At 72.0% G+C, this 26,744-nt stretch carries 20 protein-coding genes; 10 read left to right on the top strand and 10 right to left on the bottom strand.

Annotated features, from left to right (window positions below; all coding sequences use genetic code 11):
- Positions 1-3 precede the first annotated feature (3 nt).
- The 5 genes from ACFVX4_RS20405 to ACFVX4_RS20385 all read left to right on the top strand — a co-directional run bounded on the left by ACFVX4_RS20405 (position 4) and on the right by ACFVX4_RS20385 (position 4,233).
- On the top strand, positions 4-315 hold the full coding sequence (locus tag ACFVX4_RS20405; protein WP_389979073.1) for an urease subunit beta: 312 nt from the start codon (positions 4-6) through the stop codon (positions 313-315).
- Positions 308-2,029, top strand: a complete 1,722-nt coding sequence (locus ACFVX4_RS20400; RefSeq protein ID WP_389979070.1) for an urease subunit alpha — start codon at positions 308-310, stop codon at positions 2,027-2,029. Before ACFVX4_RS20405 ends, ACFVX4_RS20400 begins: the two co-directional genes overlap by 8 nt.
- Positions 2,030-2,105: 76 nt before the next feature.
- Positions 2,106-2,768 carry an urease accessory protein UreF gene (locus tag ACFVX4_RS20395; RefSeq protein ID WP_389979067.1) on the top strand — a complete coding sequence of 221 codons (663 nt, stop codon included), beginning with the start codon at positions 2,106-2,108 and terminating at the stop codon, positions 2,766-2,768.
- Between the two features lie 23 nt (positions 2,769-2,791).
- Positions 2,792-3,469 (top strand): urease accessory protein UreG, encoded by a 678-nt coding sequence (gene ureG, locus ACFVX4_RS20390; RefSeq protein ID WP_389979064.1) that lies wholly within the window; start codon positions 2,792-2,794, stop codon positions 3,467-3,469.
- Positions 3,466-4,233: an urease accessory protein UreD gene (locus ACFVX4_RS20385; RefSeq protein ID WP_389979061.1), complete on the top strand. Its 768-nt coding sequence runs from the start codon at positions 3,466-3,468 to the stop codon at positions 4,231-4,233. The genes ureG and ACFVX4_RS20385 overlap by 4 nt, the downstream gene beginning before the upstream one ends.
- Positions 4,234-4,251: 18 nt before the next feature.
- On the opposite strand, the gene ACFVX4_RS20380 is transcribed toward ACFVX4_RS20385, so the two are convergent.
- From ACFVX4_RS20380 to gcvPA, 8 genes are all read right to left on the bottom strand, one after another.
- Positions 4,252-5,301, bottom strand: a complete 1,050-nt coding sequence (locus ACFVX4_RS20380; protein ID WP_389979058.1) for an NAD-dependent epimerase/dehydratase family protein — start codon at positions 5,299-5,301, stop codon at positions 4,252-4,254.
- Between the two features lie 43 nt (positions 5,302-5,344).
- A complete protein-coding gene (locus ACFVX4_RS20375) occupies positions 5,345-6,085 on the bottom strand; it encodes a 1-acyl-sn-glycerol-3-phosphate acyltransferase (protein ID WP_266422806.1) in 741 nt (246 codons plus the stop codon).
- Positions 6,086-6,154: 69 nt separating this feature from the next.
- Positions 6,155-7,372: a DUF4032 domain-containing protein gene (locus ACFVX4_RS20370; protein ID WP_389979055.1), complete on the bottom strand. Its 1,218-nt coding sequence runs from the start codon at positions 7,370-7,372 to the stop codon at positions 6,155-6,157.
- Positions 7,373-7,476: 104 nt separating this feature from the next.
- On the bottom strand, positions 7,477-8,118 hold the full coding sequence (locus ACFVX4_RS20365) for a GntR family transcriptional regulator (protein WP_389979052.1): 642 nt from the start codon (positions 8,116-8,118) through the stop codon (positions 7,477-7,479).
- A gap of 49 nt (positions 8,119-8,167) precedes the next feature.
- Entirely contained in the window at positions 8,168-8,914 is a 747-nt protein-coding gene (locus ACFVX4_RS20360; protein WP_389979049.1) for an SDR family NAD(P)-dependent oxidoreductase, read from the bottom strand.
- 46 nt (positions 8,915-8,960) lie between these two features.
- Positions 8,961-10,127, bottom strand: coding sequence for an ATP-NAD kinase family protein (locus ACFVX4_RS20355; protein WP_389979046.1), 1,167 nt, complete (start codon positions 10,125-10,127; stop codon positions 8,961-8,963).
- The gene (gene gcvPB, locus ACFVX4_RS20350; protein WP_389979043.1) at positions 10,124-11,722 is read right to left on the bottom strand and encodes an aminomethyl-transferring glycine dehydrogenase subunit GcvPB; all 1,599 of its coding nucleotides are present in this window, start codon (positions 11,720-11,722) and stop codon (positions 10,124-10,126) included. The genes ACFVX4_RS20355 and gcvPB overlap by 4 nt, the downstream gene beginning before the upstream one ends.
- Positions 11,719-13,110, bottom strand: coding sequence for an aminomethyl-transferring glycine dehydrogenase subunit GcvPA (gene gcvPA / locus ACFVX4_RS20345; protein WP_389979040.1), 1,392 nt, complete (start codon positions 13,108-13,110; stop codon positions 11,719-11,721). The genes gcvPB and gcvPA overlap by 4 nt, the downstream gene beginning before the upstream one ends.
- A 224-nt stretch (positions 13,111-13,334) precedes the next feature.
- On the opposite strand from gcvPA, the gene ACFVX4_RS20340 reads away from it, so the two are divergent.
- Genes ACFVX4_RS20340 through ACFVX4_RS20320 form a run of 5 tightly spaced genes read left to right on the top strand, consistent with a single transcriptional unit; the run spans position 13,335 to position 20,607 of the window.
- A complete protein-coding gene (locus ACFVX4_RS20340; RefSeq protein WP_389979037.1) occupies positions 13,335-14,591 on the top strand; it encodes an ABC transporter substrate-binding protein in 1,257 nt (418 codons plus the stop codon).
- Between the two features lie 4 nt (positions 14,592-14,595).
- On the top strand, positions 14,596-15,522 hold the full coding sequence (locus ACFVX4_RS20335) for a carbohydrate ABC transporter permease (protein ID WP_389979034.1): 927 nt from the start codon (positions 14,596-14,598) through the stop codon (positions 15,520-15,522).
- Positions 15,519-16,376, top strand: coding sequence for a carbohydrate ABC transporter permease (locus tag ACFVX4_RS20330; protein WP_389979031.1), 858 nt, complete (start codon positions 15,519-15,521; stop codon positions 16,374-16,376). Before ACFVX4_RS20335 ends, ACFVX4_RS20330 begins: the two co-directional genes overlap by 4 nt.
- A complete protein-coding gene (locus ACFVX4_RS20325) occupies positions 16,373-18,406 on the top strand; it encodes a beta-galactosidase (protein WP_389979028.1) in 2,034 nt (677 codons plus the stop codon). Before ACFVX4_RS20330 ends, ACFVX4_RS20325 begins: the two co-directional genes overlap by 4 nt.
- A 20-nt stretch (positions 18,407-18,426) precedes the next feature.
- Entirely contained in the window at positions 18,427-20,607 is a 2,181-nt protein-coding gene (locus ACFVX4_RS20320; protein WP_389979025.1) for a trehalase family glycosidase, read from the top strand.
- A 40-nt stretch (positions 20,608-20,647) separates the two neighbouring features.
- On the opposite strand, the gene ACFVX4_RS20315 is transcribed toward ACFVX4_RS20320, so the two are convergent.
- Both ACFVX4_RS20315 and ACFVX4_RS20310 read right to left on the bottom strand, forming a co-directional pair.
- Positions 20,648-22,504, bottom strand: coding sequence for an APC family permease (locus ACFVX4_RS20315; protein WP_389979022.1), 1,857 nt, complete (start codon positions 22,502-22,504; stop codon positions 20,648-20,650).
- Between the two features lie 172 nt (positions 22,505-22,676).
- Complete coding sequence (locus ACFVX4_RS20310) at positions 22,677-26,735, bottom strand: hypothetical protein (RefSeq protein WP_389979019.1); 4,059 nt, start codon at positions 26,733-26,735, stop codon at positions 22,677-22,679.
- Positions 26,736-26,744: the final 9 nt, after the last annotated feature.

Raw genomic sequence — 26,744 nt, 5'->3', positions numbered from 1 at the left:
CCGATGATTCCCGGAGAGATCCTGTACGCGGACGGGCCGGTGCCGTTCAACGAGGGCCGCCCGGTCACCCGCATCACCGTGCTCAACGCCGCCGACCGGCCCGTCCAGGTCGGTTCGCACTATCACTTCGCCGAGGCCAACCCCGGCCTGGACTTCGACCGTTCGGTCGCCCGCGGCCTGCGACTGAACATCGCCGCCGGAACCGCTGTGCGTTTCGAGCCCGGTATTCCGGTCGGCATCGAACTCGTCCCGCTCGCCGGACGGCGCGTCGTCCCCGGCCTGCGCGGCGAGACAGGAGGTGCCCTCGATGGCTGAACTCGACCGTGCCGTGTACGCCGACCTGTTCGGCCCCACGACCGGCGACCGCATCCGGCTCGCCGACACGGATCTGCTCGTCGAGATCGAGGAGGACCGCTCGGGCGGCCCCGGACTCGCCGGTGACGAGGCGGTGTTCGGGGGTGGCAAGGTCATCCGCGAATCGATGGGACAGGCCCGCACCACCCGAGCCGAAGGCGCCCCGGACACCGTCATCACCGGCGCCGTGATCATCGACCACTGGGGCGTCGTCAAGGCGGACATCGGCATCCGGGACGGCCGGATCACCGGGATCGGAAAGGCCGGCAACCCGGACACCATGGACGGCGTCCACCCCGACCTGATCATCGGCCCCGAGACCGAAATCATCGCGGGCAAAGGCAAGTTCCTCACCGCTGGGGCCATCGACGCCCATGTCCACTTCATCTCGCCGACCCTGATCGACCAGGCGCTCTCCTCCGGGATCACCACCCTGGTCGGCGGCGGCACCGGACCGGCCGAAGGCACCAGGGCCACCACCATCACCCCCGGCCCCTGGCACCTTGCCCGGATGTTCGGGGCGCTGGACGCGTACCCCGTCAACATCGGCCTGCTCGGCAAGGGCAACACCATGTCGCGCGAGGCCATGCACTCCCAACTGCGCGCCGGTGCACTCGGATTCAAGATCCACGAGGACTGGGGTGCCACCCCCGCCGTCATCGATGCCTGTCTGGGAGTCTGCGAGGAGACGGGCGCCCAGCTCGCCATCCACACCGACACCCTCAACGAGGCCGGATTCGTCGCCGACACCCTCGCCGCCATCGCCGGGCGCTCCATCCACGCGTACCACACCGAAGGCGCCGGCGGCGGGCACGCGCCGGACATCATCGGCGTCGTCTCGGAGCCGTACGTGCTGCCCAGCTCCACCAATCCGACCCGGCCGCACACCGTGAACACCATCGAGGAACACCTCGACATGCTGATGGTCTGCCATCACCTCAACCCGGCCGTGCCGGAGGATCTGGCCTTCGCCGAATCCCGGATCAGGCCGTCCACCATCGCGGCCGAGGACATCCTCCACGACCTCGGGGCCATCTCGATCATCTCCTCCGACTCCCAGGCGATGGGCCGCATCGGCGAGGTCGTCCTGCGCACCTGGCAGACCGCCCATGTGATGAAGCGGCGCCGCGGAGCGCTGCCCGGCGACGGACGGGCCGACAACCGACGGGTGCGTCGTTATGTCGCCAAATACACCATCAATCCGGCGGTCGCCCAGGGGCTCGACCGGGAGATCGGCTCGGTGGAGACGGGCAAACTCGCCGACCTGGTGCTGTGGGAGCCGGCGTTCTTCGGCGTCAAGCCGCTGACCGTCATCAAGGGCGGCCAGATCGCGTACGCGCAGATGGGTGACGCCAACGCCTCCATCCCGACCCCGCAACCGGTGCTTCCCCGCCCGATGTTCGGCGCGACGGGCCGTTCCCCCGCGGACAACTCCTTCAACTTCGTGACCGACGCGGCCATCCGGGACGGGCTGCCGGAACGCCTCGGCCCCGGGAAGCGGTTCGTGCCGATCACCAGTACGCGCGGTGTCACCAAGGCGGACATGCGGGAGAACGACGCGACTCCGCGGGTCCACGTCGATCCGGACAGCTTCGCCGTGACGATCGGAGGCGAACCGGTCGAACCGGCACCGGCCGCGGAACTGCCCATGGCCCAGCGCTACTTCCTCTTCTGATGCGGCACTTGGGATGGCCGATGCGGCACATGCGGTGCCGGACCCGGCACACGCGACGCCCGATACGGGCCGTGCGATGAGCCGCGCCGCGCTGCTCGTCCTCGCCGACGGCCGGTTCCCCGCCGGTGGTCACGCCCACTCCGGCGGGGCCGAAGCGGCCGTGAAGGCAGGACGGATCCGCGACGCCGAGGACCTCGCCGAGTTCTGCCGGGGCCGCCTGCACACCGCCGGGCTCACGGCCGCCGCACTCGCCGCGGCGGCCGCCCACGGCCACGACCCGATCATGCTCGACGAGGCCGCCGACGCCCGTACCCCGTCACCCGCGCTCCGGGACGTCGCCCGCAGGCTCGGCCGGCAGCTGATGCGGGCGGCCCGCGCCACCTGGCCCGGCCCCGAACTCGCCGCGCTCGCCTCGGCCCGGCCGCGCGGCGCCCACCAGCCCGTCGTCCTCGGCCTCACCGCGCGCTCGGCAGGGCTCGGGCCCGAGGACGCCGCGCACTGCGTCGCTTACGAAAGCGTCGGCGGACCGGCCACCGCCGTCGTCCGTCTGCTCTCCCTCGACCCCTTCGAGGCCACCGCCGTCCTCGCCCGCCTCGCACCCGAACTCGACCGGATCGCCGAACAGGCCGCCGCCGCGGCGCACGGCGCCATCGACGCGCTGCCCGCCGCCTCGGCCCCGCTCCTCGACATCACCGCCGAGGCACATGCGGCCCGGCCGGTCCGCCTGTTCGCCTCATGACCCCGAACCAGGAGCCGCACCCCATGCACCTCGACCACGCCCAGCACGGCCCCGCCGCCGTGAGCGCCGACGCCGCCCGCCCCGACGGCACCCGCCGCGCCCTGCGCATCGGACTCGGCGGACCGGTCGGCTCCGGCAAGACCGCGACCGTCGCCGCCCTCTGCCGGACCCTGCGCGACCAGCTCTCCATCGCGGTGGTCACCAACGACATCTACACCCGCGAGGACGCCGCCTTCCTGCTGCGCCATGCCGTACTGCCGCCCGAGCGCATCCAGGCCGTGGAGACCGGCGCCTGCCCTCACACCGCGATCCGGGACGACATCTCCGCCAACCTCGAAGCCGTCGAGGACCTGGAGGACACCGTCGGGCCCCTCGATCTGATCCTGGTCGAATCCGGCGGCGACAACCTCACCGCCACCTTCTCCAAGGGGCTGGTCGACGCCCAGATCTTCGTCATCGACGTGGCGGGCGGTGACGACATCCCGCGCAAGGGCGGCCCCGGCGTCACCACCTCCGACCTGCTCGTCATCAACAAGACCGACCTCGCACCCCATGTCGGCTCCGATCTCGACCGGATGGCCCACGACGCCGCGCGGCAGCGCGGACCGCTCCCCGTGGCCTTCACCTCGCTCACCTCCGAGGAGGGCGTGGGGCCCGTCGCGGACTGGGTCCGTGCGCGGCTCGCCGCCTGGACCGCATGAGCGTCCGGGCCACCGCCCGGATCACCGCGGCCCTCGACGGCCGGGGCGTCACCTCGCTCCCCGTGCTGCGGGGCGACGGACCGCTCGCCCTGCGCCGGACCCGGGACACGGCCGGGTCGGGCACCCGGGTCACCGTCGTCGGCGCCATGAGCGCACCGCTCGGCGGCGACCGGCTCGCCATCGCGGCACAGGTCGGCGAAGGCGCCCGGCTCACCGTCGACTCGGCAGCGGCGACCGTTGCCATGCCGGGACCGGGAGGCGAACCCGCCACGTACGACATCGAGTTGAACGTGGGGGAGCGGGCCGAGCTGCGCTGGCTGCCGGAACAGCTCGTCTCGGCGCACGGCAGCGTTCTGCGCATGGCCACCCGGGTCCGACTCGCCCCCACCGCACGGCTGGTGCTGCGGGAGGAACAGATTCTCGGCCGCCACGCCGAAGGCACCGGCACCCTCCTCGGCCGCCTCACCGTGCACCGAGCCGGCCGGCCGCTGGTCGACCAGCAGATGGCGTACGGACCGGGATCCCCCGGCGGCTGGGACGGCGCAGCGGTCCTGGGTGGCCACCGGGCCGTCGGCCAACTGCTCGTCGTGGAACCGGCATTCGACGAGAGGCGTCCCGAAGCGCGGCTGCTGGGAGAGACCGCCGTTCTCACCCCGCTCGCCGGACCGGCCGTGCTGGTCACAGCCGTCGCCCGTGATGCACGTCTGCTGCGCCGTGTCCTGGACGAGGCGCTGGACGAACTGCTCGACGCCCCGGTGGGGTGAACACCGCTGGGCCGTGTCTCACGCCTTCCGGTCGTACGCCTCCAGCCAGGCGTCCTCCGCCGCGTAGTCGAAGAGCTTCTTCCCGTACGCCCGGAGCATGGCGGGGAAGGCCTCTGTCCAGTCCCTGCCCGCCAGCTGCGCCGCGATCCACTCGACCGTCCCGGGAAGCGACCGCGCGTAGTCCGTGACCGGCCGGTACCCCAGCTCTCGCTCGGCGGCCGTCATGTCGTACACGATGGGATGGGCGGCGCTCCAGGGCGTCGAGCCGACGCCGTCCTCCCCGGGCGCGCCCGCCATCAGCACGGTCTCCGTCGTGCGGCCGAGCGCCGCATCGACGGCCTCGCCGATCTCCGCGACCGTCGGCGCCTGCGGATCCCCGGCGTTGAGCACCCGCGAACCGGGCCGCAGGGCAGCCAGTCGGATCAGCTCGGCCAGGTTGGAGACATGGACCGGGTGGAAGCGGGACTCCCCACCGAACGCGAGCACCCGCCGGTCGCGGCCGTCCAGGAGCCGCTTCACGAAATACAGCTCACGCGGCGAGCGGCAGTACCTGCCGTGGATCGCCCCGGCCCGCAGCAGCGTCACCGGCAGCGCCTCCCCGGCCGCCAGCAGATCCCGCTCCAGCTGTATCTTCCGCGTCCCGTACGTCGTGTCGCCGGCCGGCAGGGTGCGCTGCGACTCCGGGATCGGCAGCGGGTAGTGCGGCGAACCGTCGGGTTCGCCCTGCGTGTCGAAGCTGCGGCCCCGATCGTCCTCGTACACCGCGCCGCTGGAGATCACCACCGCCGAACCGATCCGGTCCGCGAGACCGGTCAGCTGACGGGCGTGATCCGCGTCGTACGCCACCATGTCGACCAGTACGTCGCAGCCGTCGCCCAGCGCCGCCGCGAGCGCCCCGTCGGCGTCCCGGTCCAGGGCCGTCGTGCGCACCGCCTCGTCCCACCGTGCGTCCCGGCCGCCGCCGCGCGAGGCGGCCGTCACCTCCCAGCCGTCCTCGACGAGCGACTGCACGGCCACCCGCCCGATCTGTCCCGTCGCACCCAGAACCCATGCGTTTCCCTTGCTCATGAGGGCCACGCTAGGGCCGGGCGGCCACCCGTGCGGGCGACGTTCACCGAGCGCGGATCCGCCGTCGGCGTCGCAGTTTCGGGAACTTCTTCGACGGCCCGTCCTGTTCGGCCTGCGCGGCCTTCACCTTGACCGCGTACTCGTCGACGTACTCCTGACCCGAGAGCCCCAGGATCGCGTACATGATCTCGTCGGTGACCGCCCGGATCGCGGCCTTCTGGTTCTCCATACCGGCATAGCGCGAGAAGTCCAGCGGCTCACCGAAGCGGATGGTGACGCGCCTGATGCGCGGGACGACCTGCCCCGGCGGCTGGATCTCGAACGTACCCACCATCGCGCACGGCACCACGGGCACCTGCGCCTTGATCGCCATGACGGCCACGCCCACCTTGCCCTTGTAGAGCCGGCCGTCGTGCGAACGGGTGCCCTCCGGGTAGATGCCCAGCAGTTCGCCCTTGCTCAGCACACCGAGCCCTTCCCTGATCGCCGCCTGCCCCGCCTCCTTGCCGGAGCGGTCCACCGGGATCTGCCCGATGCCGCGGAAGAAGGCGGCGGTCAGCCGCCCCTTCACTCCCGGCCCGGTGAAGTACTCGGCCTTGGCGAGGAACGTGATGCGCCGTTTGAGGATCGCCGGCATCAGGAAATGGTCGGAGAACGACAGATGGTTGCCGGCGACGATGGCCGCGCCGTCCTCCGGGATGTGCTCCAGGCCCTCGATCCTGGGGCGGAAGAACAACCGTAGAAGCGGCCCGATGATGACGTACTTGAGCACCTGGTAGAACACGGGGCGGCTCCTGGGGTCCTTTGTCTGGATCATGTCCGGCTTGCCGGCGCACCTCTCCGGGAGGGCAGCCTATGCGCAGCCGTCGTCCGGTGTGACGGCCTTCCTGACGTAGTCCTCGACCGCCGCGTCGAGCCCGATGTCGTGCTGGGCCCGCTCGGACAGGTACCAGCGGTGTTCGAGGAGTTCGTGGTAGAGCTCGGCCGCGTCCATCCGGGCGGGCACATGGTCGCGCGCCGCGCGCACGGTGGGGCGGAAGATCTCGCGGACCCAGCGGTGGGCCAGCACCTCGGTGCGGGCGCCGTGCCGGTCGCCGGGGGCGTAGTCGTCCTGGGTGGCGATCCAGCTCTCCAGGTCGTTGAGGAGCCGTCGCGCCTGGTTCTCCTCGGCGTCCATCCCGGTGAGGCGCAGCAGCTGGCGCTGGTGATGGCCGGCGTCCACGACCTTGGGCACGAACGTGACCGTGTCCCCGTGGTCCGAGTGCGATATCTGCATCTCGGCGACGTCGAAGCCCAGGTCGTTGAGACGGCGGATACGGCGCTCCATGTAGTGGTGCTTGCCCGCCGGGTAGACGGAGGTGCGCGTCAGCTCCGTCCACAGCGCCGCGTAGCGCTCCTCGATCTCCAGGCCGAACGCGATCGGGTCGATGGACGGGTGCAGCGCGCCGGCCGCCTCCAGGTCGAGCATCTCGCCGCTGATGTTGACCCGCGCGAGCTCGATGTCGTACGCGCGCTGCCCGTCGCTCAGCCGGGGGTGCAGCTCCCCGGTCTCGGCGTCCACGAGGTAGGCGGCGTACGCACCCGCGTCCCGCCGGAACAGGGTGTTGGACAGCGAGCAGTCCCCCCAGGCGAACCCTGTCAGATGCAGCCTGACGAGGAGGACGGCGAGGGCGTCCATGAGGCGGTGCACCGTGCCGGGGCGCATGGTCGTCTCGAACATCGACCGGTAGGGCAGCGAACCGCCCAGATGGCGGGTGATCAGGACGGGTTCGAGCGGCGAGCCGTCGGCCTCGGTCCGTCCGGTGACCACGGCGAGCGGATCGACGGCCGGTATCCCGAGACGGTCGAGCGTACGCAGGAGTTCGTACTCGCGCAGCGCGGGCCGCTCGGCGAGCTCCTTCACCGCCACGGTCTCCTCGCCCGCTCGCGCGTAGCGCACGACGTGCCGGGAGATGCCGCGGGGGAGCGGCACGAGGTACTCGTCGGGCCACTGCTCCAGGGGTATGTGCCAGGGCAGTTCGAGCAGGAGGGCCGGGTGTTCGGGGTTGGTGGCGCTGATCTGCAGAGTCATGCGGTCACAGTCCCTGGGTCGTGCGGCGGGTCGACCGTGATCGGACCCCGAAGAGGCGGTGCGGGTCAAGGCCCTGGCCCGATCCGCACCGCCACCGCGCGGCGTCAGTCCTTCAGATGCTCCAGGATCCGGTGCATCCCGCTGTTCCAGTTCTCCTTGAGCGCCGCGACGGCCGCGTCCAGGTCGCCGCGTTGCAGGCACTCGGCGATCCGCTCGTGCTCCTCCGCGGATCGCTCCAGGATGTCCTGATCGCCCAGGGCCACCCGCTCGTAGCGGTGCATCGTCACCTTCAGGGAGGTGATCAGCTTCATCAGGCGGTCGTTGGTGCAGCCGGACAGGAGCAGGTCGTGCCACGCGTCGTCGTAACGCTCTATGACGTCGTGCGGCGCCTGCGGGGCCGAGAACGCGCGCGCCTCCTCCAGGAGGCGGGGGGCCGTCGCCGCCAGGTGCTCGGGATCGCTGGACTCCAGGGCGAGCGCCTCCAGCGTCGCGACGATCGCGGACAGGTCGCGGAACTCCTGGGCGCTGAGCGGTGTGAAGCGGAAGCCCTTGCCCCGCTCGCTGGTGATGACACCCTCGCGCTCCAGCGTGATCAGTGCCTCGCGCAGCGGAGTACGGCTGACGCCGAGTTCGGTGGCGAGCTGCCCCTCGTTGATCGGCGAGTTGGTCGCGATCGCGCCGCGCCCGAGGCGCTTGATCAGTTCCTCCTTGACCTGTTCGCGCAGCGGGCGGTTTTCGATTGGCATGTGAGGCTGCCCTCCCCTTCGGTCCGGTCGATTATCCGCTACCGGAAAGTCACGCGGTACCGGCGCCGTCGACCGGGATGACCGCTCCGCTCAGGAACGCCGAGGCGTCGGAGGCGAGGAACGCCACGGTCTGGGCGATGTCGCGGGGCTGCCCGATCCGGCCGAGGGGCCGGTCGGCGGCGTCGGCGTAGAAGGCGTCGGAGCTCTCGCCGAGCTGGCGGGCCTCCTCGGCGAGCATTCCGGTCGCCGTGTCACCGGGACAGACACAGTTGACGCGGATGTTGTCGGGGCCGTGGTCGATGGCCATGGCGCGGGTCATGTTGACGACGGCGCCCTTCGACGCGCAGTACGAGACGGCCCGGCCACCGCCGCGGATGCCCCACCCGGAGCCGGTGTTGACGATGGAGCCGCCGCCCCGGGCAGCCATCCCGGGGATCACGAGGCGGCTCATCAGCATCACCGAGCGGATGTTCACGGCCATCACCAGGTCCCAGTCGTCCTCGGTGACCTCGCAGACCGTGGAGCGGCGGATGATGCCGGCGTTGTTGAACAGGACGTCCACGCCGCCGAACCGCTCCTGCGCCGTGTCCACGACGGCCTCGCAGTCCTCGCGCCGTGACACGTCGCAGCGCACGAAGGTCCCGCCGGTGTCCTTCGCGGTGCGTTCGCCGCCGTCCGTGTCGATGTCGGCGATCACCACGCGGGCGCCGAGCTCGGCGAGTACCTGGGCGGTGGCGCGGCCGATGCCGGCTCCGCCGCCGGTCACGATCGCGCGCTTGCCGTCGAGGGAGATCATCCTGGGCTCCTTCTGTCCTGGGTTCGGGATGTCGGGGGGTGCGGGGTCACATGGCCAGGCGGTACAGCGAGGTGCGCCGCCTGCCGGTGATGACGGGAAGATGGCCGGACAGCTCCGCGTCGAGCGCGTCGTCGCCGGTGTCGAGGAGGAGGGGGCGGCCGCCGAGCGCGGCCAGTTTCGCTTCGGTGCACAGCACGAGCAGGTGCTCGCGGCCGCCCGCCGCGCGCAGGACGCGCGGCGAGATCTGCTGGTTGCCGCGGCCCAGGAGGAAGCCCTGACCGCCGATGGGGGAGAGGGCGATCCAGGCGGGGCCGAGCGCGAGGAGGGCGTCCTCGCCGGCCTCGCGTGCCACGGTCCGGGGCGGGTGGCCCGGCCGCAGGGCGAGCACGTCGACTCCGGTGAGCGAGACGTCCGCGCCGAGCGAGGCCGCCACCGCCCGGGTGGTGCTGCCGGGGCCGAGGGCGAGCAGTCCGGCCCCGACGCGCTCGGCGACCTCGGCCGCGATCCCGCCGACGGCATCCGGTGCGGTGGCGGTGCTGCCGGTCTTGCGCTGCTGCACCCGGACCGGTACGTCGGGGACGGGCAGCCACCCGAAGAGCCGGGAGGTGACGCGCCCTTCGCCCAGGGCGTCCTCGTCGCGGTCCATCACCTCGGCGTCCCGCAGCCGGACGTTTCCCGTGCGGGCGAGCCACGCCGCCGCGACCTCACCCGTGGCGCGCGGGCTGACGGCGAAGACGGCCGAGTGCATCTTCACGCCGGTCGGTACGCCGAGGACCGGGCAGGGTACGTCGCCGAGGGCGCCGAGCACGTCCCGCGCCGTGCCGTCGCCGCCGGCGAAGAGCAGGAGGTCGACGCCCTCGGCGACGACGGCCCGCACCGCGGCGGCCGTGTCCGCGGCCGAGGTGTCCCGCCCGGCCCCGGCGGCGTACACGACCCGCCCCGCAAGCCCCGCGGCGGCGACGGAGTCGGCGCCCAGAGGACCGGCGGCGGTGACGACCAGAAGCCCGGAACCCGGCGCAGGGCACCCGGCCCGGGTCGACTTGCCCGCACGCGCCGCCAGTTCGCCCAGGGCCGCGGCGGCACGCGCCCCCGCCAGGGGGTGTGCGCCGAGCGAGAGTGCCGCGCGGGCCCGGTCCGGGCCGTCGGTGCCGCCCAGGCCCACCCGGCCGCCGAGCCCGGCGACCGGGTTGACCACCAGGCCGATCCTGGTCACCGGCGGCCCGCCTCGCCCAGCACCTTGCGGCGGTAGGCGCGCCAGGAGACCGCCCATGTCGCGGGGTCGTCCAGGGCCTGAGGGCGTACCCGGTGGATGGTCGAACGGTGCGGCGCCGTGCGTACGGTCTCCGGGTCCTCGTACGCCTCGCGGGCGATCTCCGCGAGGATCGCCGCGTACTCGTCGAGGTCGGCGCGTGTGTAGGACTCGGTCGGCTCCAGCGTCATGGGTTCCGGCACCACATAGGGGTGGTGGCTGGTCCAGTAGTGCGTACCGAAGTCCGCGGCGCGCAGGCCGATGTCCTCGGAGTGCAGGCCGGTGTCCTCGTGGAGCTTCTCCCAGCTGTAGCGGACCTGCTCGACGCGTGGGCGCCCCGCGGCGTACGGGACGGAGACGCCCGGGATCTGCCGGACCTTGTGGAGGAGGTAGTTGTTGTTGAGGACGGCCGTCTCGGCGGCGGCCCGCAGGCCCTCGGCGCCGAGCGACATGATCCACGCGTAGGCGCGGACGAGGTTCGGCACGACGCCGTAGAACGGCCGCATCTTGCCGACCGACTCGGGCCGGTCGTCGTCCAGCCGGTAGGCGCCGGTCTCCGGGTCCAGCTCGACGGTGGGGCGGGGTAGATACGGGGCGAGCTCATCGGTGACCGCGCAGGCGCCCGCCGCCGGTCCGCCGCACGCGTGGGGAGTCGAGAACGTCTTGTGGAGATTGAAGTGGCACAGGTCGAAGCCCGCGTCCCGGGCGCGGGTGATGCCGAGGATGCCGTTCGCGTTGGCCTGGTCGTACGAGCACAGGCCGCCCGCCTCGTGCACGATCCGTACGAACTCCTCGATGCGCGGGTTGTAGATGCCCGTGTCCTCGGGGTTGGTGATGAGGAGCGCCGCCGTGCGCGGGCCGACCGCCGCCCTGAGTGCCTCGATGTCCGGGTAGCCGTCCGCGTCCGGGTGGAGGGTGATGACCTTGAAGCCCGCCGTCTTCGCACAGGCCGCGTTGGACGGGTGGGAGAAGATCGTCGTGATGACCTCGTCGCGCTGCTCCCGCTCGCCTCGCGCGGCGAAGTAGGCGCGGATCATCGCCACGTTGGTGTAGATCGCGGCGGAGCCCGCACCCGGCTGGAGCGAGACCCGGTCCATGCCGGAGATCTCCTTCAGGAGCTGCTCCAGGCTGTGGATGATCCCGAGGACGCCCTGGACCGTGTCCTCGTCCTGGAGGGGGTGCAGCGCCGCGATCCGCGGATCGCGGACGAACTGGTCGTTGACCTTGGGGCTGTACTTCATGGTGCAGGTGCCCTGGCCGACGTCGATGTTGAGATCGGCCCCCAGGTTCTCCTGCGAGAGGCGCAAGTAGTGGCGCAGGACCTGCTGTTGGGACATCTCCGGCAGGGCGGGCGGTTCGGCGCGGCGCAGGGCTGCGGGTATCGCCACCTGCTCGATGGACGGGTCCGCGGCCGGCACGAGGACGCCGCGCTCGCCCGGGGAACCGAGCTCGAAGATCAGCTGCTCGTCCCAGGAGGCCTGCCGGAACCGGCGCAGGCGCGGCTTGCCGGCGATGCGCGCTTCCTCGGGGGAGACGGACACGGGCGCGTGGGCGGTCACTTGACGATCTCCTCAAGGGTCGCGGCGAGCCGGTCGATGTCGGCCTTGGTGTGGACTTCGGTGACGCAGTACGCGGCCTCGTGCTCGCCGGTCGGTACGCCGCCGAAGATGCCCCGCTCCTTCAGGCCGGTGCGGATCTCGGCGGCGGTCCTGCCACCCGTGTAGCGGACCGTGAAGTCGGCGAAGTGCAGGGCGTCGCCGTACGGGACCTCGATGCCGGGCACCTCGGCCAGGCGCCTGCGGGCGTACGCGGTGAGCGAGAGGATCGTGTCGCCGATCTCCCGCATGCCCTGCGGCCCCATCAGCGCGAGATACACCCCGGCCCCGATGCCGTGCAGCGCGGCGGCCGTGCCGACCCATTCCTTGCCCTCCTCGCGCAGCGCGAACGAGGTCCGTTCGTAGGCGACGTCGCCGAAGCCGTACTCGCCCTCGACGGTCGTCGGCACGAGGCCGAACAGGCGTGACGGGTACTCGGCGACCAGCCGCTCCTCGTCGCGGGTGGCGATGAAGCCCGCGTTGCCGCCGCCGAAGCTCTGGTGCAGGCCGAGCGGCTGGATGTCGCCGCACGCGATGTCGGCCCCGTACGCGGAGGGCGGCGCGAGCACGCCGAGCGTGAGCGGATTGCAGCCCACGACGTACAACGCCCCCGCATCATGGGCGAGTTCCGCGAGGCGGGGGAGCGCCTCGTCGACGATGCCGAGCGCGGAGGGCGTGTCCGCGTACACCGCCGCGGTGTCGCCGGCGGCGAGCGCCTCACGCACCGCTTCGAGGTCGGCGCAGCCGGTCTCCGGATCGACCGGGACGACCGTCACCTCGTGGTCGGGGCGTACGTAGTCACGGATGCGGGAGAGCTTGTCGGCGTCGACCGCGGTGGCGACGAGCACGCGGCGGCGGCCGGTGATCCGGCCGGCCATGCGCAGGGCGGTTCCCGAGGCCTGGAAGCCGTCGTACACCGGGACGTTGACGATCTCGACGTCGAGCAGCTCGGCCATCATCGACTGGTACTCCCACAGCGCCTGGAAGCGGCCGTGGTCCTCGTAGGGCTCGCCCGCGTAGGCCGTGAGGAACTCGCTGCGGTTGACCACCTCGTCCACGACCGCCGGTACGTGGTGCTGGTAGCAGCCGGAGCCGAGGAAGCTGAGTGCCTGCCGCGTCGAGGTGTTGCGGCCGAGCAACTCCTCCATGTGGCGGGTGAGTTCGGCCTCCGAACGGAGCGGGGCCGGCAGATCCAGGGGGCGGTGCAGCCGGATGCCGTCCGGGATGTCGGCGTAGAAGTCCTCGACGCCCGTGGCGCCGATCTCCTCCAGCATCGCCTGCCGTACGGCCGGAACGGCGTTCGGGATGTAGGGATGGGTGTAAGGGTGGACGGAGTCCTGGGGTGACGTCATGCCGCGCCTTTCGCGTGAGCCGACCAGTGGGTCGGTCGTGGACCACAGCAGCAAAAGTCTTTGGGTGTACACCTCTTGACGGCAGGCTCCGTCATTCAGTGTTCTGAATACAGCATTAGGCATTCAGGCTCCAGGAGGCAAGAGTGTCAACAGGACCCACCCGACGGGTTGTTCTGGCAACAGGCTTCGCGACCGCGGCATCGTCCCTGGTCAGTGGATGCGCCATGGGCGGCGCGGGCGGCGGCGAGGCCCGCGACATCGGCGGCAGGAAGGACGACGGAGGGGGCAAGGTCACCGGAAAGGTCACCGTCTGGTCGTGGGACGTGGCCGCCAAGGCCATGAAGCGCCTCGCCCGCACCTTCGAGGAGCGCCACCCCGGCACCACCGTCGACGTCGTCGACATCGGCTACGACAACGCCTACGACAAGATCACCGTGGGCCTGCGCGGCGGCTCGGGCCTCGCCGACGTCCTCACGGTCGAGGGCAGCCACATGCCGCGTTACATGGGCAACTTCCCGAGCGGCTTCTACGACCTGACGAGCCTCGGCGGCCGCTACGGAGGCGACTTCGACCGCGCCGCGTGGCGCACCGTCACCGGCAAGGACAGCGCGGTCCTCGCCCTGCCCTGGGACATCGGCCCCTGCGCGCTCTACTACCGCACGGACCACTTCCGCGCCGCCGGAGTGGACCCCAACTCGCTGCTGACCTGGGACGACTACGTAGCAGCGGGTGTCCGCATCAAGAAGGCCACCGGCCGCAAGCTGCTCATCATGGACTCCACCGACGCCGGGATCCTGCCGATGCTGCTCCAGCAGCAGGGCCAGTCCTACTTCAGGAACGGCCGGGTCGCGGTCGACACCCCGGAGGCCGTGAAGGCCCTCACGCTGATGAAGACCCTGCACGACAAGGGGCTCGTCGACTACGAGAAGGGCTGGGACGGGCTCGTCACCGGCACCAAGGAGGGCAAGGCCACCACCACGCCCACGGCCGCCTGGTGGACGGGCACGCTCACCGACGAGATGCCGGAGCTGAAAGGGAAGTTCAAAGTGGTGCCGCTGCCCGGATTCACCGCCGACGGCATCCGCACCTCGAACATCGGCGGCTCCACGCTCTGCGTTCCCGCACAGAGCAAGAACCCCCGACTGGCCTGGGCGTTCATCGAGTTCCTGCTCGCCGGCAAAGCGAACCAGGTCTCCATGCTCAAGCGCGAGGGCCTCTTCCCCGCCTATCTGCCCGCGCTCGACGACCCGTACCTGAGCACGAAGCAGGAGTACTTCGGCGGACAGGCGGCCCTCGACGTGTTCGCCCGGCTCGCCCGCAACATCCCGCCGGTCGAGAACAACAAGGACGACGCGAAGGCCACCGACATCATGGTCTCCGCCGTCACCGGCGTGATGCTGCGCGGCAAGGACCCGCGCGCCGCCCTGGACTCGGCCGCGCGGCAGCTCGCAGCGGCCACCGGCCGCGAAAGGGTGAAGTAGCCCGATGGCCGTCCACACCACCTACGAGCGGCCGGTCGCCCCGGCCCGTGCCCCGGCCCCGGCACGCCGCAGGCGGCGGCGCCCCACCGCCTGGCTCTTCGCCGGACCCGCGGCCGCCCTCTTCGCGCTCTTCTTCGCCTATCCGCTGGGCGCGAGCCTCCTGCAGAGCTTCACCACCGAGGACGCCGGTGCCACCCACTGGGTCGGACTCGACCAGTACCGGCGCATGATCGACGACCCCGCATTCCTGGAGTCCCTGCTCAACACCGGGATCATCCTCGTCGTGCAGGTCCCCGTGATGATCGGCCTGGCCCTCGTCCTCGCGGTCCTGCTCAACCAGTCCTGGCTGCGCTTCCGCGGCACCTGGCGAGCGGTCTACTTCCTGCCCGCCGTCACCACACTCGTCGCGTACGCCGTCGTCTTCCAGGTCCTCCTCAAGACCGACGGCGGTCTCGTCAACCAGATACTCGGCGCTGTCGGCATCGGCCAGGTCGACTGGCTCAACAGCCCCACCTGGGCCCGCGTCTCGCTGATCGCGTCCCTGACCTGGCGCTGGACCGGCTACAACGCCGTCATCCTGCTCGCCGGACTCCAGTCCATCGGCAAGGAACAGTACGAGGCCGCCGCCATCGACGGCGCCACCACCTTCTCCACGTACGCCCGGGTGATCCTTCCCCAGCTGCGCCCGGTCGTCCTGTTCTGCGTGATCACCTCCACCATCGGGACGCTCCAGCTCTTCGACGAGAACTACGTCCTCACCCGCGGCGGCCCCGACGACGCCACCCTCACCCCGGTCGTCTACCTCTACAAAGTCGGCTTCCAGCAACTCGACTTCGGCTACGCCGCCGCCATCGCCTGGGTCGTCGTGGCCATCATCGCCGCGGTCTCCGCCCTCCAGTACGTCGCCTTCGGAAGGGAGCGCCGCCGGTGACCGCCCTCCAGCAGGCCCCCGTACGCGTCCACCCGGCCCAGCGAGCCGGCCGCTACCTCGTACGCCTGTTCCTCGTGGGCGGCGCCGTCGTCAGCCTGGTGCCGTTCCTCTGGATGGCGATTGCCGCGACGCACTCCACGTCGGAGCTGTTCCACTCCCCGCCGCCGTTCCTGCCCGGCGGCCGGCTGCTCGACAACCTCGTGCGGCTCCAGGACACCATCGGCTTCGGGAAGGTCCTCCTCAACAGTGTCGGCATCGCCGTCGTCCACACCGCGCTCAGCTCGCTGATCTCCGCCATGTGCGGCTACGGACTCGCCAAGTACCGCTTCCGCGGCCGGGGCCTGCTGCTCGGCGCCGTGCTCGCCACGATGATGATCCCGTTCCAGGTGCTGCTCGTACCGCTGTTCCAGATGATGGCGAGCGTCGGCTGGATCGACTCCTACCAGGCGGTGATCCTGCCGTTCCTGGCGAACTCCTTCGGCATCCTCCTGATGCGGCAGAGCTTCGTCGACTTCCCCGACGAGCTCCTCGAATCGGCCCGGATCGACGGCTCCGGCGAGCTGCGCACCTTCTACCAGGTCGTGCTGCCGTGTGTGCGCCCACAGCTCGGCGCCCTGGTCATCTTCACGTTCATGGCGCAGTGGAACAGCTTCATCTGGCCGCTGCTCATGCTGAACTCCGAGGACAAATACACCGTGCCCGTCGCGCTCAACACCCTCACGGGGCTCTCGCATGTCGACTACTCGGGCCTGATGCTCGGCTCGCTCCTCGCCACGCTTCCGCTGATGCTCCTCTTCCTGCTCTTCCAGCGGCAGTTCGTCGCCGGACTCCTCGGCGGGGCGGTGAAGGGATGAGCCGCCTGACCCGTGTCCCCGGCGTCCTCTACGGCGGTGACTACAACCCCGAGCAGTGGCCCGAGGAGGTCTGGGCCGAGGACGCCGAGCTGATGCGCGAGGCCGGTGTCACGATGGTGACCGTCGGCGTCTTCTCCTGGGCCCGGTTCCAACCCGGTCCGGACACCTGGGACTTCGCCTGGTTCGACCGGCTCCTCGATCTGCTGCACGCCCACGGCATCGCCGTCGACCTGGCCACCGCGACCGCGTCACCGCCGGCCTGGCTGGTGCGTGCACACCCGGAGATCCTGCCGGTCACGGCCGACGGCGTACGCCTCGAATTCGGCTCGCGCCAGCACTACTGCCCGTCCTCGCCCGAGTACCGCGCCGCCGCGCTCCGGCTCACCCGCACCCTCGCCGAACGCTACGCACACCATCCGGCCCTCGCCCTGTGGCACATCCACAACGAGTACGGCGACCATGTCACCGAGTGCTTCTGCGCCCGCTCCGCCGACCACTTCCGCACCTGGCTCACCGACCGTTACGGCACCGTCGACGGCCTCAACCACGCCTGGGGCACGGCCTTCTGGTCCCAGCGCTACGGCACGTACGAAGAGATCGAACCGCCGCGCACCGCTCCGGGACCCGTCAACCCGACGCAACTCCTGGACTGGCGGCGCTTCTGCTCCGACGCACTCCTCGAATGCCACCGCGCCGAGCGCGAGGCACTCAGAGAACTCAGCCCCGGCATCCCGGCCACCACCAACTTCATGTCGATGTTCAAGGCACTCGACTACTGGAAGTGGGCCGAGCACGAGGACCTGGTCTCCGACGACGCCTACCCGGACCCCGCCGACCCCCGCGCCCACGTCAACGCCTCCCTGAACTACGACCTGATGCGTTCCCTCAAGGGCGGCCGGCCCTGGCTGCTCCTCGAACAGGCGCCGTCCGCCGTCAGCTGGCGGCCGGTCAACGTCCCCAAGAAGCCCGGCCTGCAACGCCTCTGGTCCCTCCAGGCGCTGGCCCGCGGCGCCGACGGCATCATGTACTTCCAGTGGCGCGCCTCCCGCGCCGGCGCGGAGAAGTACCACAGCGCGCTGCTCCCGCACCGCGGCACCGCGTCCCGGGGCTGGCGCGAGACGGTTCGCTTCGGCGCCGAACTCGCCCGGCTCGGCGAGGTCACCGGCGCCACCACCCCGGCGGACGTGGCGATCGTCCTCGACTGGGACTCCTGGTGGGCGCTGGAGGCCGAGGACCACCCCTCCGCCCGGATGCGCTGGCGCGAGCTCCTGCACCCCTGGTACGCGGCGCTCCACGCCCGCGCCGTCACCGTCGACTTCGTGCCCCCGCACGCCGGCCTCGACGGCTACTGCGCGGTCCTCGCCCCCAACCTCCACCTGCTGCGGCCCGAGAACGCCGCACGCGTCGCGGCCTACGTACACGGTGGCGGCCACCTCGTGTGCGGCCCCTTCTCCGGCGTCGTCGACGGCCACGACCACATCCACGACGGCGGCGCACCCGGACCGCTGAGGGACGTACTCGGCGTGTCCGTCGACGAGTTCTGGCCGATCCCCGACGGTGCGGCGGTGCCCCTCGCCTCCGGCGCAGAGGCCACCCTGTGGAGCGAGTGGATCGAGCCCGGGGGCCCGGACACGGAGGTCGTCGACTCGTACGCGGCCGGCGAGCTGACCGGCCGCCCCGCCGTCACCCGCCACCGCTACGGCACCGGCACCGCGTGGTATGCGAGCGCCCACCTCGGCGACGGCATCGCGGCCGTGCTCGACGAGGCGCTGCGGGCGGCGGGCGTACGTTCCGTGCTCGACGTCCCCGAGGGTGTCGAGGCGACCGTGCGCTCCGGCGCCCGGGGCACGTACCTCTTCGTCCTCAACCACAACGACCACGACACGCGGACGCCACTGACCGGCCGCTACGCCGCCGGTGGCACCGACCTGCTCACCGGAGTCGCCGTCCGCGACCACATCGACCTCGGCCCGCTCGACGCCGCCGTCCTGCGCATCGACACCGACCCCCTGGGAGAGACCGGGAAATGACCCGTTGGAGAGACCGACCCATGACCGGACGCCGTCCCCTGAGCGTCCTGACCGCACTGCTCCTGGCCGGCGGCGCCCTCGCCGTACCGCAGACGGCCACCGCCCACGGACACCCGGAGCCCCCGCCCTCGTACGCCGACGTCCTCGACCTGCACGGCACCCCCGCCGCCGCCCAGCCGGGCGACGACGAGGACAACAACCCCGTCAACGTCTTCGCCGACCGCGGGGCCTGGCACGCGTACGCCCTGCCGAAGGCCGGCGACAAGGACGCCTACGGCGGCTTCTCCGGGCCCCTCTACATCGCCCAGGAATACCCCTGGTGGCTCAGCAAGTCCTTCAGCCGCATCCGCCTCACCGAACACGGCCGCGCCCTGGACCTGGCAGGCGGCGGCGCACCCCGCCTCACCTCGCTCCCGGGCCGGCTCCTCCAGTCCTACGACCTCGGCCGCGGCCTGCGCCTCACCCTCGAACTCCGCTTCGCCACCGACCGCACCGCCCTGGTCCGGGCCGAGGTCCGCAACACCGGCCCGGCACCCCGCATCCTGGGCGCCGACTGGACGGGCAGCCTGTTGCGGCCCGCCGACGAACCGATGCGCGACGCACCGTCGCTGACCGCCACCGGCTCCGGCGTCGGCGTCGGCTTCGCGAAGGTCCGCGAGACCTGGGACTACCTCACCGACGGCACGGAACGCTTCGAGGTCACCCACAAGGACCGCGTCCGCACGACGGTGGACGGCGACACCTACCGCACCGAGGCCGTGGAACCGGTGACCCTCGCGCCGGGCCGCGCGCACAGCTTCGACTGGACCGAGTCCTACACCTTCACCGCCGCCGAGCGCACGAAGGAGCAGGCGAAGGTCCGCGACGTACTGGCCCGCCCCGCATCGGTCGTGTCCGCGTCCGACGCGCGCTGGCGGGGCTATGTCGCCGGGGTGACCCGGGGCGTTCCCGCCGACCGGCGGCGCACGGCCGTGAAGTCCCTGGAGACCCTCGTCACCAACTGGCGCAGTGCGGCGGGGCGGATCAAGCACGACGGGATCACACCGTCGATCTCCTACAAGTGGTTCACCGGCGGCATCTGGGCCTGGGACACCTGGAAGCAGGCCGTCGGCACCGCACGCTTCGCGCCCGAGCTGGCCGAGTCGCAGATCCGCGCCATGTTCGACTGGCAGATCCGGGCCGACTCCACGACCCGCCCCCAGGACGCCGGGATGATCCCCGACGTCATCTTCTACAACGACCCCGCACGCGGCGGCGGCAACTGGAACGAACGCAACTCCAAGCCCCCACTGGCCGCCTGGGCGGTGTGGGAGGTGTACGCGAAGTCCGGGGACAAGGCCTTCCTGCGCGAGATGTACCCGAAGCTCGCCGCCTACCAGGCGTGGTGGCACCGCAACCGGGACCACGACCACAACGGTCTCGCCGAGTACGGCGCCACCGTCGACCCGGCCAACAACTCCACCGAGGAACGACGCCTCGCCGCGGCCTGGGAGAGCGGCATGGACAACGCGCCCCGCTTCGACGCCACCCTCGGCACCGGCATCGTCGCCAACAGGGCCGCCGACGGAACGCTCCTCGGCTACTCCATCGACCAGGAGTCCGTCGACCTCAACTCCTATCTGGCCGCCGATCAGGCCTACTTGGCGCGCATCGCCGGTGCGCTCGGCAGGGGCGTCGACGCCAGGCACTGGAAGCAGCGCTCCACCGCCACCTCCACCGCCGTCCGCACGACGATGTACGACTCCGCGGACGGCTGGTTCCACGACACCGCGCTCGGCACCGGCGCACCGCTCACGGCCCGCGGCCGCGGCATAGAGGGCGCCGTCCCGCTGTGGACCGGCACGGCATCCGCCGCACAGGCCCGCGCGGTGCGCGACAAGCTGACGGACCCGGCGGAGTTCGCCACGACCGTGCCCTTCCCGACCGTGGCGAAGAGTTCCCCCTACTTCTCGCCGACCGCGTACTGGCGCGGCCCGGTCTGGTTCGACCAGGCATACTTCGCCCTCGGTGGCCTGCGCCGCTACGGCTACGGCAAGGACGCGGACGCGTTGACGGACCGGCTCCTGACCCATGCGTCGGGCCTAGCGGGCAACGGACCGATCATGGAGAACTACGACCCGACCACCGGGGCACCGCTCAACTCGCCCAACTTCAGCTGGTCCGCGGCGCTGCTGCTGCCGATGCTGACAGGGGACGAGTAGGGGGCGGGAGGAGCCACGGCGCGTGGGCGCCGCCGTGACATCAGGAGGGCCGGGTATCCAGCAACCGGAACCGCAGCCGGCAGACCACTGCCTCCGTCTCGTGGCGTACGGCGTGGGCGACGACCGCGCCCCGCTGGTTCTGCAGCAGCCGCTGCCACACATGGGCCGGTTCGGCCTCGGGGACGAGGACGGTGATCCGGACTCCCGGATCCGCCGCCGTCAGTGCGCGTACGTACGCGGCGACCGGCCGGCCGACCGTGCGACGGTCCGAGTCCAGCCGGACCAGTGGGACGCCCGGGTTCCACAACTCCCAGTCCCGTGCCAGGGATTCGGCCCGCGACCGGTCCTCGGTATCGGGGTGGCACACCGTGACCGCCCGGACCTCGTCGCCCAGCGACACCGCGGCGGTCAGGGCTTCGCTGGTGAGCCGGGTGAGGGAGGAGACCGGAACCACGACCAGTGAGCGGGCGCGGTGCGGAGGATCCGGGATGCGGCCGACGCCCAGCCGTTCCCCGATCCTGCCGTACGCCCGGTTCACGCACTCGAAGCAGGCGACCAGCAAGGGCAGGGCGACCACGATCAGCCAGGCGCCGTCATGGAACTTGGTGGCCGTGACGACGACCGCACCGACCCCGGTCAGCAGCGCGCCCAGGCCGTTGAGCAGCGCCTTGCCCGCCCACTTCGGCCCGCGGACGCCGCGCCAGTGGACGACCATCCCGGTCTGGGCGAGGGTGAAGCCGACGAACACACCGATCGCGAAGAGCGGGACGAGGGTGTTGGTGTCGCCGCCGGAGAGCACCAGCAGCGCGGCAGAGACGGCCGAGAGGGCGAGGACCCCGTGGCGGTGCACCTGCCGGTCGGCCTTCAGACCGAACACATGCGGCAGGAAGTTGTCCCTGGCCAGCAGTCCGAGCAGCACCGGAAGCCCGCCGAAGGACGTGTTGGCGGAGAGCGCCAGCAGCACCATCGTGGCGAACTGCACGACGTAGAAGGCGAGATGGTGGCCGAACGACGCCTCGGTGAGCTGGGCCAGCACCGTGACGCCCTGCACCGGCTGCAAGCCGAACCGGGAGATGAGCACGGACAGACCGATCAGCATGACACCGAGCAGCACACCGAGCGCGACCTCCGCGCGCTGGGCCCGGCGGACGCCGGGGGCGCGGAACGACGGCACGGCGTTGGCGATGGCCTCGACACCGGTGAGCGCCGAGCAGCCCGAGGCGAAGGCCTTGAGCAGGAGCAGCGCACCGACCGCGGTGGCCTGGTCGGAGAGCGCGGAGGCATGACCGGCCGCGGCCTCGGCGCTCACCGGGGCCGAGCGGAAGAGACCGACCACGATCACCGCGAGGACCGAGCCGATGAACACCGCGGTCGGCACGACGAACGCACGCGCCGAGTCGGCGATCCCGCGCAGATTCACACCGGTGATCAGGGCCAGCACGGCGAGGCAGAGCCATACGCGGTCGTCGTGGAGACCGGGGAAGGCCGAGGTCAGCGCGGCCACTCCGGCGGTGACGGCGACCGCGACATTGAGGACGTAGTCCAGGACCAGTGAGGCGGCCGCGACCAGGCCGGTGCGGCGGCCGAGATGTGTCCGGGCGACCGCGTAGCTGCCCCCGCCGTCCGGGAAGGCGGCGATGACCTGGCGGTACGAGGCCACGAGGACGGCCAGGAGGACCGCGATCGCCAGTGTGACGGGGAGTGTGAAACCGAGTCCGTGGCCGCCGGCCGCTGCCAGGACCAGGACGATCGCCTCGGGTCCGTACGCCACCGAGGCCATCGCGTCGAGGGAGAGCGCGGCGAGGCCGGTGAGGGAGGTGAGTTTGTGGCGTGCCCCGGCATCGGGGGGTTCCTGGGCGCTCGGCGCCGTACCGGGGGCTGAGGTCAGAACGGACATGTGAGGCGCGGTCCTTCGATCGGGTCCGCTCAGCGTGAGCCCGGGTCCGGCCGCCGGTGACGGGCGCTTGCGGGATCTTGGCGCGGAACGGTGAACTCTTCGCGCGTTCCTGACGCGCGGGGCAGGGACGGGGCGCCGGTTTCCCCGGCCTGCCGTGCCCCGCCCCGCCCCGTCACACCCGCCCGGTCCGCAGCCGTACGGGACCCAGCAGGCCGCTGACACGCTGCCCGGGAAAGACGAAGCGGGTCGGGCTCGCCGCGTCCAGGTGGGGCGCCAGTGTCCCGAACACGGTGATCTCCACGGCATTGGCCCCGGGCACGACCAGACCCGTCAGGTCGAAGACGTACGGGGAGCACACCCGCACCCCCGCGGCGACGCCGCCGACCCGTACCTCCGCCGTTCCCCGGACCCGCCCGAGGTCCAGCCACACCTGTCCCGCGACGGCCTCGGCGGGCACGGTCACCTCACGGCCGTACCGCACCCCGCCGCTGTACTCGGCGAGGCCCTGGTCCTCCCAGTCACCGAGCCGGATCCGCCCGGGGCCGACCGTGCACCGCACCGGACCCGCCAGCGCGGCACCACCCTCGTACCCGGGGCGGGTCCGGACCCGCAGCGCGGCGGCCCGCGGCCCGCCGCGATCACCGGGCGGCAGTTCGACCGTCACGGTACGCACCCCCCGGGCGTCGACGGCGGTCACGCCGCGGTATTCGGAGCCGTCCACGCGGACGGTGACGTCGCCGTGCACAGAAGCCGTCAACCGTGTGGTTCCGGGCGGGAGTTCGCACCACAGCCACTCCACGCCGCCTCGGCGCCCCGGGACCGCGAACCGCACCGGAACCACCGTGCCGTCATCGGCCTCGGGGTCCAGCCACGCGGCACCCGGGAGCGGATGAGGGCGGCGGCGCAGACACAGGGCGGCGGGATCACCCACCGGCTCCCGACGCACCCGGACCGGCCCGCGCCCCCGCGCCCCCTCGGCCCACCAGCGGGAATCGCTGTGCAGCGTCGCGACGCACTCACCGTGCCCGTCGTGGAGAACCGCGTCCACCAGGACCGCGCGCTCGCCGTCGCCGGACGTCTCGACCGTGATGTCGTTGTCGCCGACACGCAGCGCTGCAGCCACGTCGTGCCGTCGGACACGCGGCACCGCGTGCTCGGCGTACGGGTCGAATCCACCCTGTTTGCCAATGAGTTGCCCGTTCACCCGTAGCGCGCAAGGCGCCAGGGAGGCCACCTGGACGACGGCCCGGTCGGGGAGCGCGGAGAGGTGCAGTGTGGTGCCCATCGTCCCGGGCGCGTGGATCCACTCCGGGCGCCGGTAGCGTTCGGGATCACGAACGAGCGCGAAATGCGCCCGCAGGTCGCAGTGCTGATTGGGTGTCAGTTCCAGTTCGAGCAGGTGGAGTCCAGCCTTCGCCCGCACCGGGCCCATCGCGAGATGGCCCTCGTCGTGGAGAGCCACCGAAGCGCCGTCGATCCGGGCCCGCTTGGCCGCCGCGGCCCCGATCGCGAGATGTCCGTCGAAGGCCTCGTCCAGGTGCAGTGCCACGCGCAGCCGCACCACCTCTCCGGCGACCGCGTGGCCGAGGTGTGCGAACTCCTCGGGCACATGCCCCTTCGGCCCCAGAACCGCGCGATGAACCGGGTCCTTGTACACGCCCAGGGTCTCGGACCATTCGAGCACCGAGGGGCCGCCTCGGCCGGGCCCCTCGCGGAGCACGACCGCGCGCGGGCCGAACGTCGCGTGGACCGTGGCGCACGCCGGACGACCGGGGCCGGAGGGGGCGGCCCAGCCGTCCCGGAGACCGTCCTCACCGGCCGCCTCCACCCGGCGCCGGAAGGTCCGGCACTCGGTGACGGCCGTGCCGGTGGGCGGCCCGGTCGCGGGGCGGGCGAAATCGCCCCAGGTGTTGTCGAGCGTCGGGACGAGCATCATGTCCCACTCCGCGTCCGGAGGAACCTCCACGACGGTGGCGACACCCGGCCGGGAGCCGCGCGCCACGGGTGCGGCCGGTTCCCGGTCGCGGTCCGGGAAGACCAGTACGGCCGCGGGGCCCGTGTCGAAGGGGACATCGACCTCGACGGCCCGCGCGTCGTCGGCGGCGGGCAGTACCGGCAGCGTCCGCGGAGCACCGCCGAACGGGTCCACCAGAACGGCCGGGCCCGAAACATCCCGGACCCGCACCCGGGCCCGTCGCGCGTAGCGGCCCGGGTCGAAGTCGTAGCGGGCGTCGACCCAGCCCAGGGCGGCGCCCCGCTCGTCGGGGGCGGCGACGGACGCACGGGTCGCCCGCGGGGCGGCCGCGGTCAGGAACACCACCGTGGCGCCGTCCACCCGACGCGCGAGAGAGGGAACCGGTGCGCGGACGACCGGGTGCGCACCGCCGAGAGCGGCGTCGAGCGAATCGGCCGGATCGTCCGTCATGGGGATGTGCACGGCCCGGCCGTCCGCGAAGCACTCCCGCAGCCCGGCCGCGGTGGCCGTGCCAGGGCCGACGAGCTGCTCGGGGAGGTCGCCCAGCGCGATCAACCGCCCACCGGCGGAGGCGAATTCGACGAGTCGCTGCGCCGTCTCCCGTTCGAGCACGGTGCACGAGGGCAGCACGACCGTGGCGTACGCCTCGTCCGTGACCCGCAGCCGCACGCCGTCGTCGAGCCGGGAGACCCGGGCGCGGGCCAGGGAGGCGTCGTCGATGACGTCGGCGTCGAGGCCCAGACGGTCCATGACGCCGGGCCGGGTGCGGAACCAGGCCATGTCCCCGACGAGTCCGAGATACACCGACTGGGCGCGCCTCGCCGCGTCGGTGACACCGTCCAGGGCGGTGCCCGCCTGGGCGGTGGTGGTGGGCAGCAGGATCGCGATGTCGCACAGATGGTGACCGAGGCTCAGGATCGCGCACAGCCGGGTCACGGCGTCGGCGAAGACGTGGTGGTGGCGCCAGTACGGCTGGCGCCAGTCGGTCGCGGGCGGAGCCCATTCCCACCAGCCGCCCTTGGTCGTGTAGTACACGGCGTGCGGGTTGTAGAGAGTGGCGCCGGCGCGGAGCCACGGGAGCAGCCAGTCGAAGGTCTCCTCCAGGGTGCCGCCCCAGCCGGTGGAGTGGAAGGCCTCGACCCAGGTGCGGGGACGGCCGTAGAGGTGGGCGAGCGAGGAGTGGATGCGGGCGTCCCCGTGGTGGTCGGAGCCGGGTGCCGAGAACCAGCGGTGCGTTCGCGCGTAGTCGGCGTACAGCTCCACGCCCGCGACCGGATGCCCGGCGCGGGCGGGGTCCTGCTGGTCGCAGCCGATCAGCAGCCCGTGGCGCCCGTGCCAGGCGGCCAGCGGCCGGAAGAACGCTTCCTCGGCCAGTTCGGCCCGGGTCAGGTGGTAGTCGCGGCGGAGCCGGTGGATGTCCGGATCCGCGCAGTCGTCGTACAGGGCGTCGAGCCGCTCGGCGATGTCGTACCCGCGAAGGCGCCGAAAGGCGTCGGCGAAGCCGGTGGACCAGGTGGGCAGGGACGGCAGTTCGTCCTGGAACGAGCCGACGACGACGGATCCGAGCCGGTCACCGAGTCGGCGCTCGAACTCCCCGTGCACCCGGTCCAGCAGCGCCGCACAGGCATCGGTGCCGAGGTAGTCGAAGCCGAGCGCGACATGGTGATGGAGTGTCAGACGCCAGCGGCCGGAGCCGGGCGCCCGTACGACCCCGTCGGCCACCGTCACCGGGTCCGCCGGACCGGTGCTCCGGCCGTCGTCGTCGAGCGGTTCGGCGCTGCCCGCGAGCGGCCGGCCGTGCGGCGGGCACCGCAGTTCGCCGGCCCGGTCCGCCGAGGACTCCACCACGGCCTGCACGCGGTCGAGCCGACGGCCGGCGCGGGCGGGTCGCTCGTCGACGAGGCGTGCCTGCAGATCGGCGCCGGAGAAGCCGAGCTGGTCGTAGAACCAGAGGGCGACCCCCAGTTCACCGGCGTCGTCGCACACCCCGTCGAGCAGCGCCCACCACGCGTCGGAGAGAAACGGCGGGTCGTCGGCATCGGAGCCGAACAGCGGCCCCGACGGCGCCAGATTGAGCAGCACGAGGTTGTGCACCCCGCCCTGTGCGAAGCGCTCCAGCTGCGCACGCAGCCGGGCCCGGTCGAGCCGCTCCCCGCTCCACCACCAGATGGCGACGGGCGAGAAGGCGCGCGGGGGCGTGGCGAGGACCGCCGCGATGCCCGGCGGGAGGAGCGGTCCGTCCTCCGGGTGTGTCATGAGAGCTCC

Origin of the sequence: Streptomyces sp. NPDC058240 (genome assembly GCF_042882135.1) — a bacterium.
Classification (GTDB): domain Bacteria; phylum Actinomycetota; class Actinomycetes; order Streptomycetales; family Streptomycetaceae; genus Streptomyces.
Note: the sequence above shows the minus strand (reverse complement) of the source record. Positions and strands in the feature narration are given on the sequence as shown.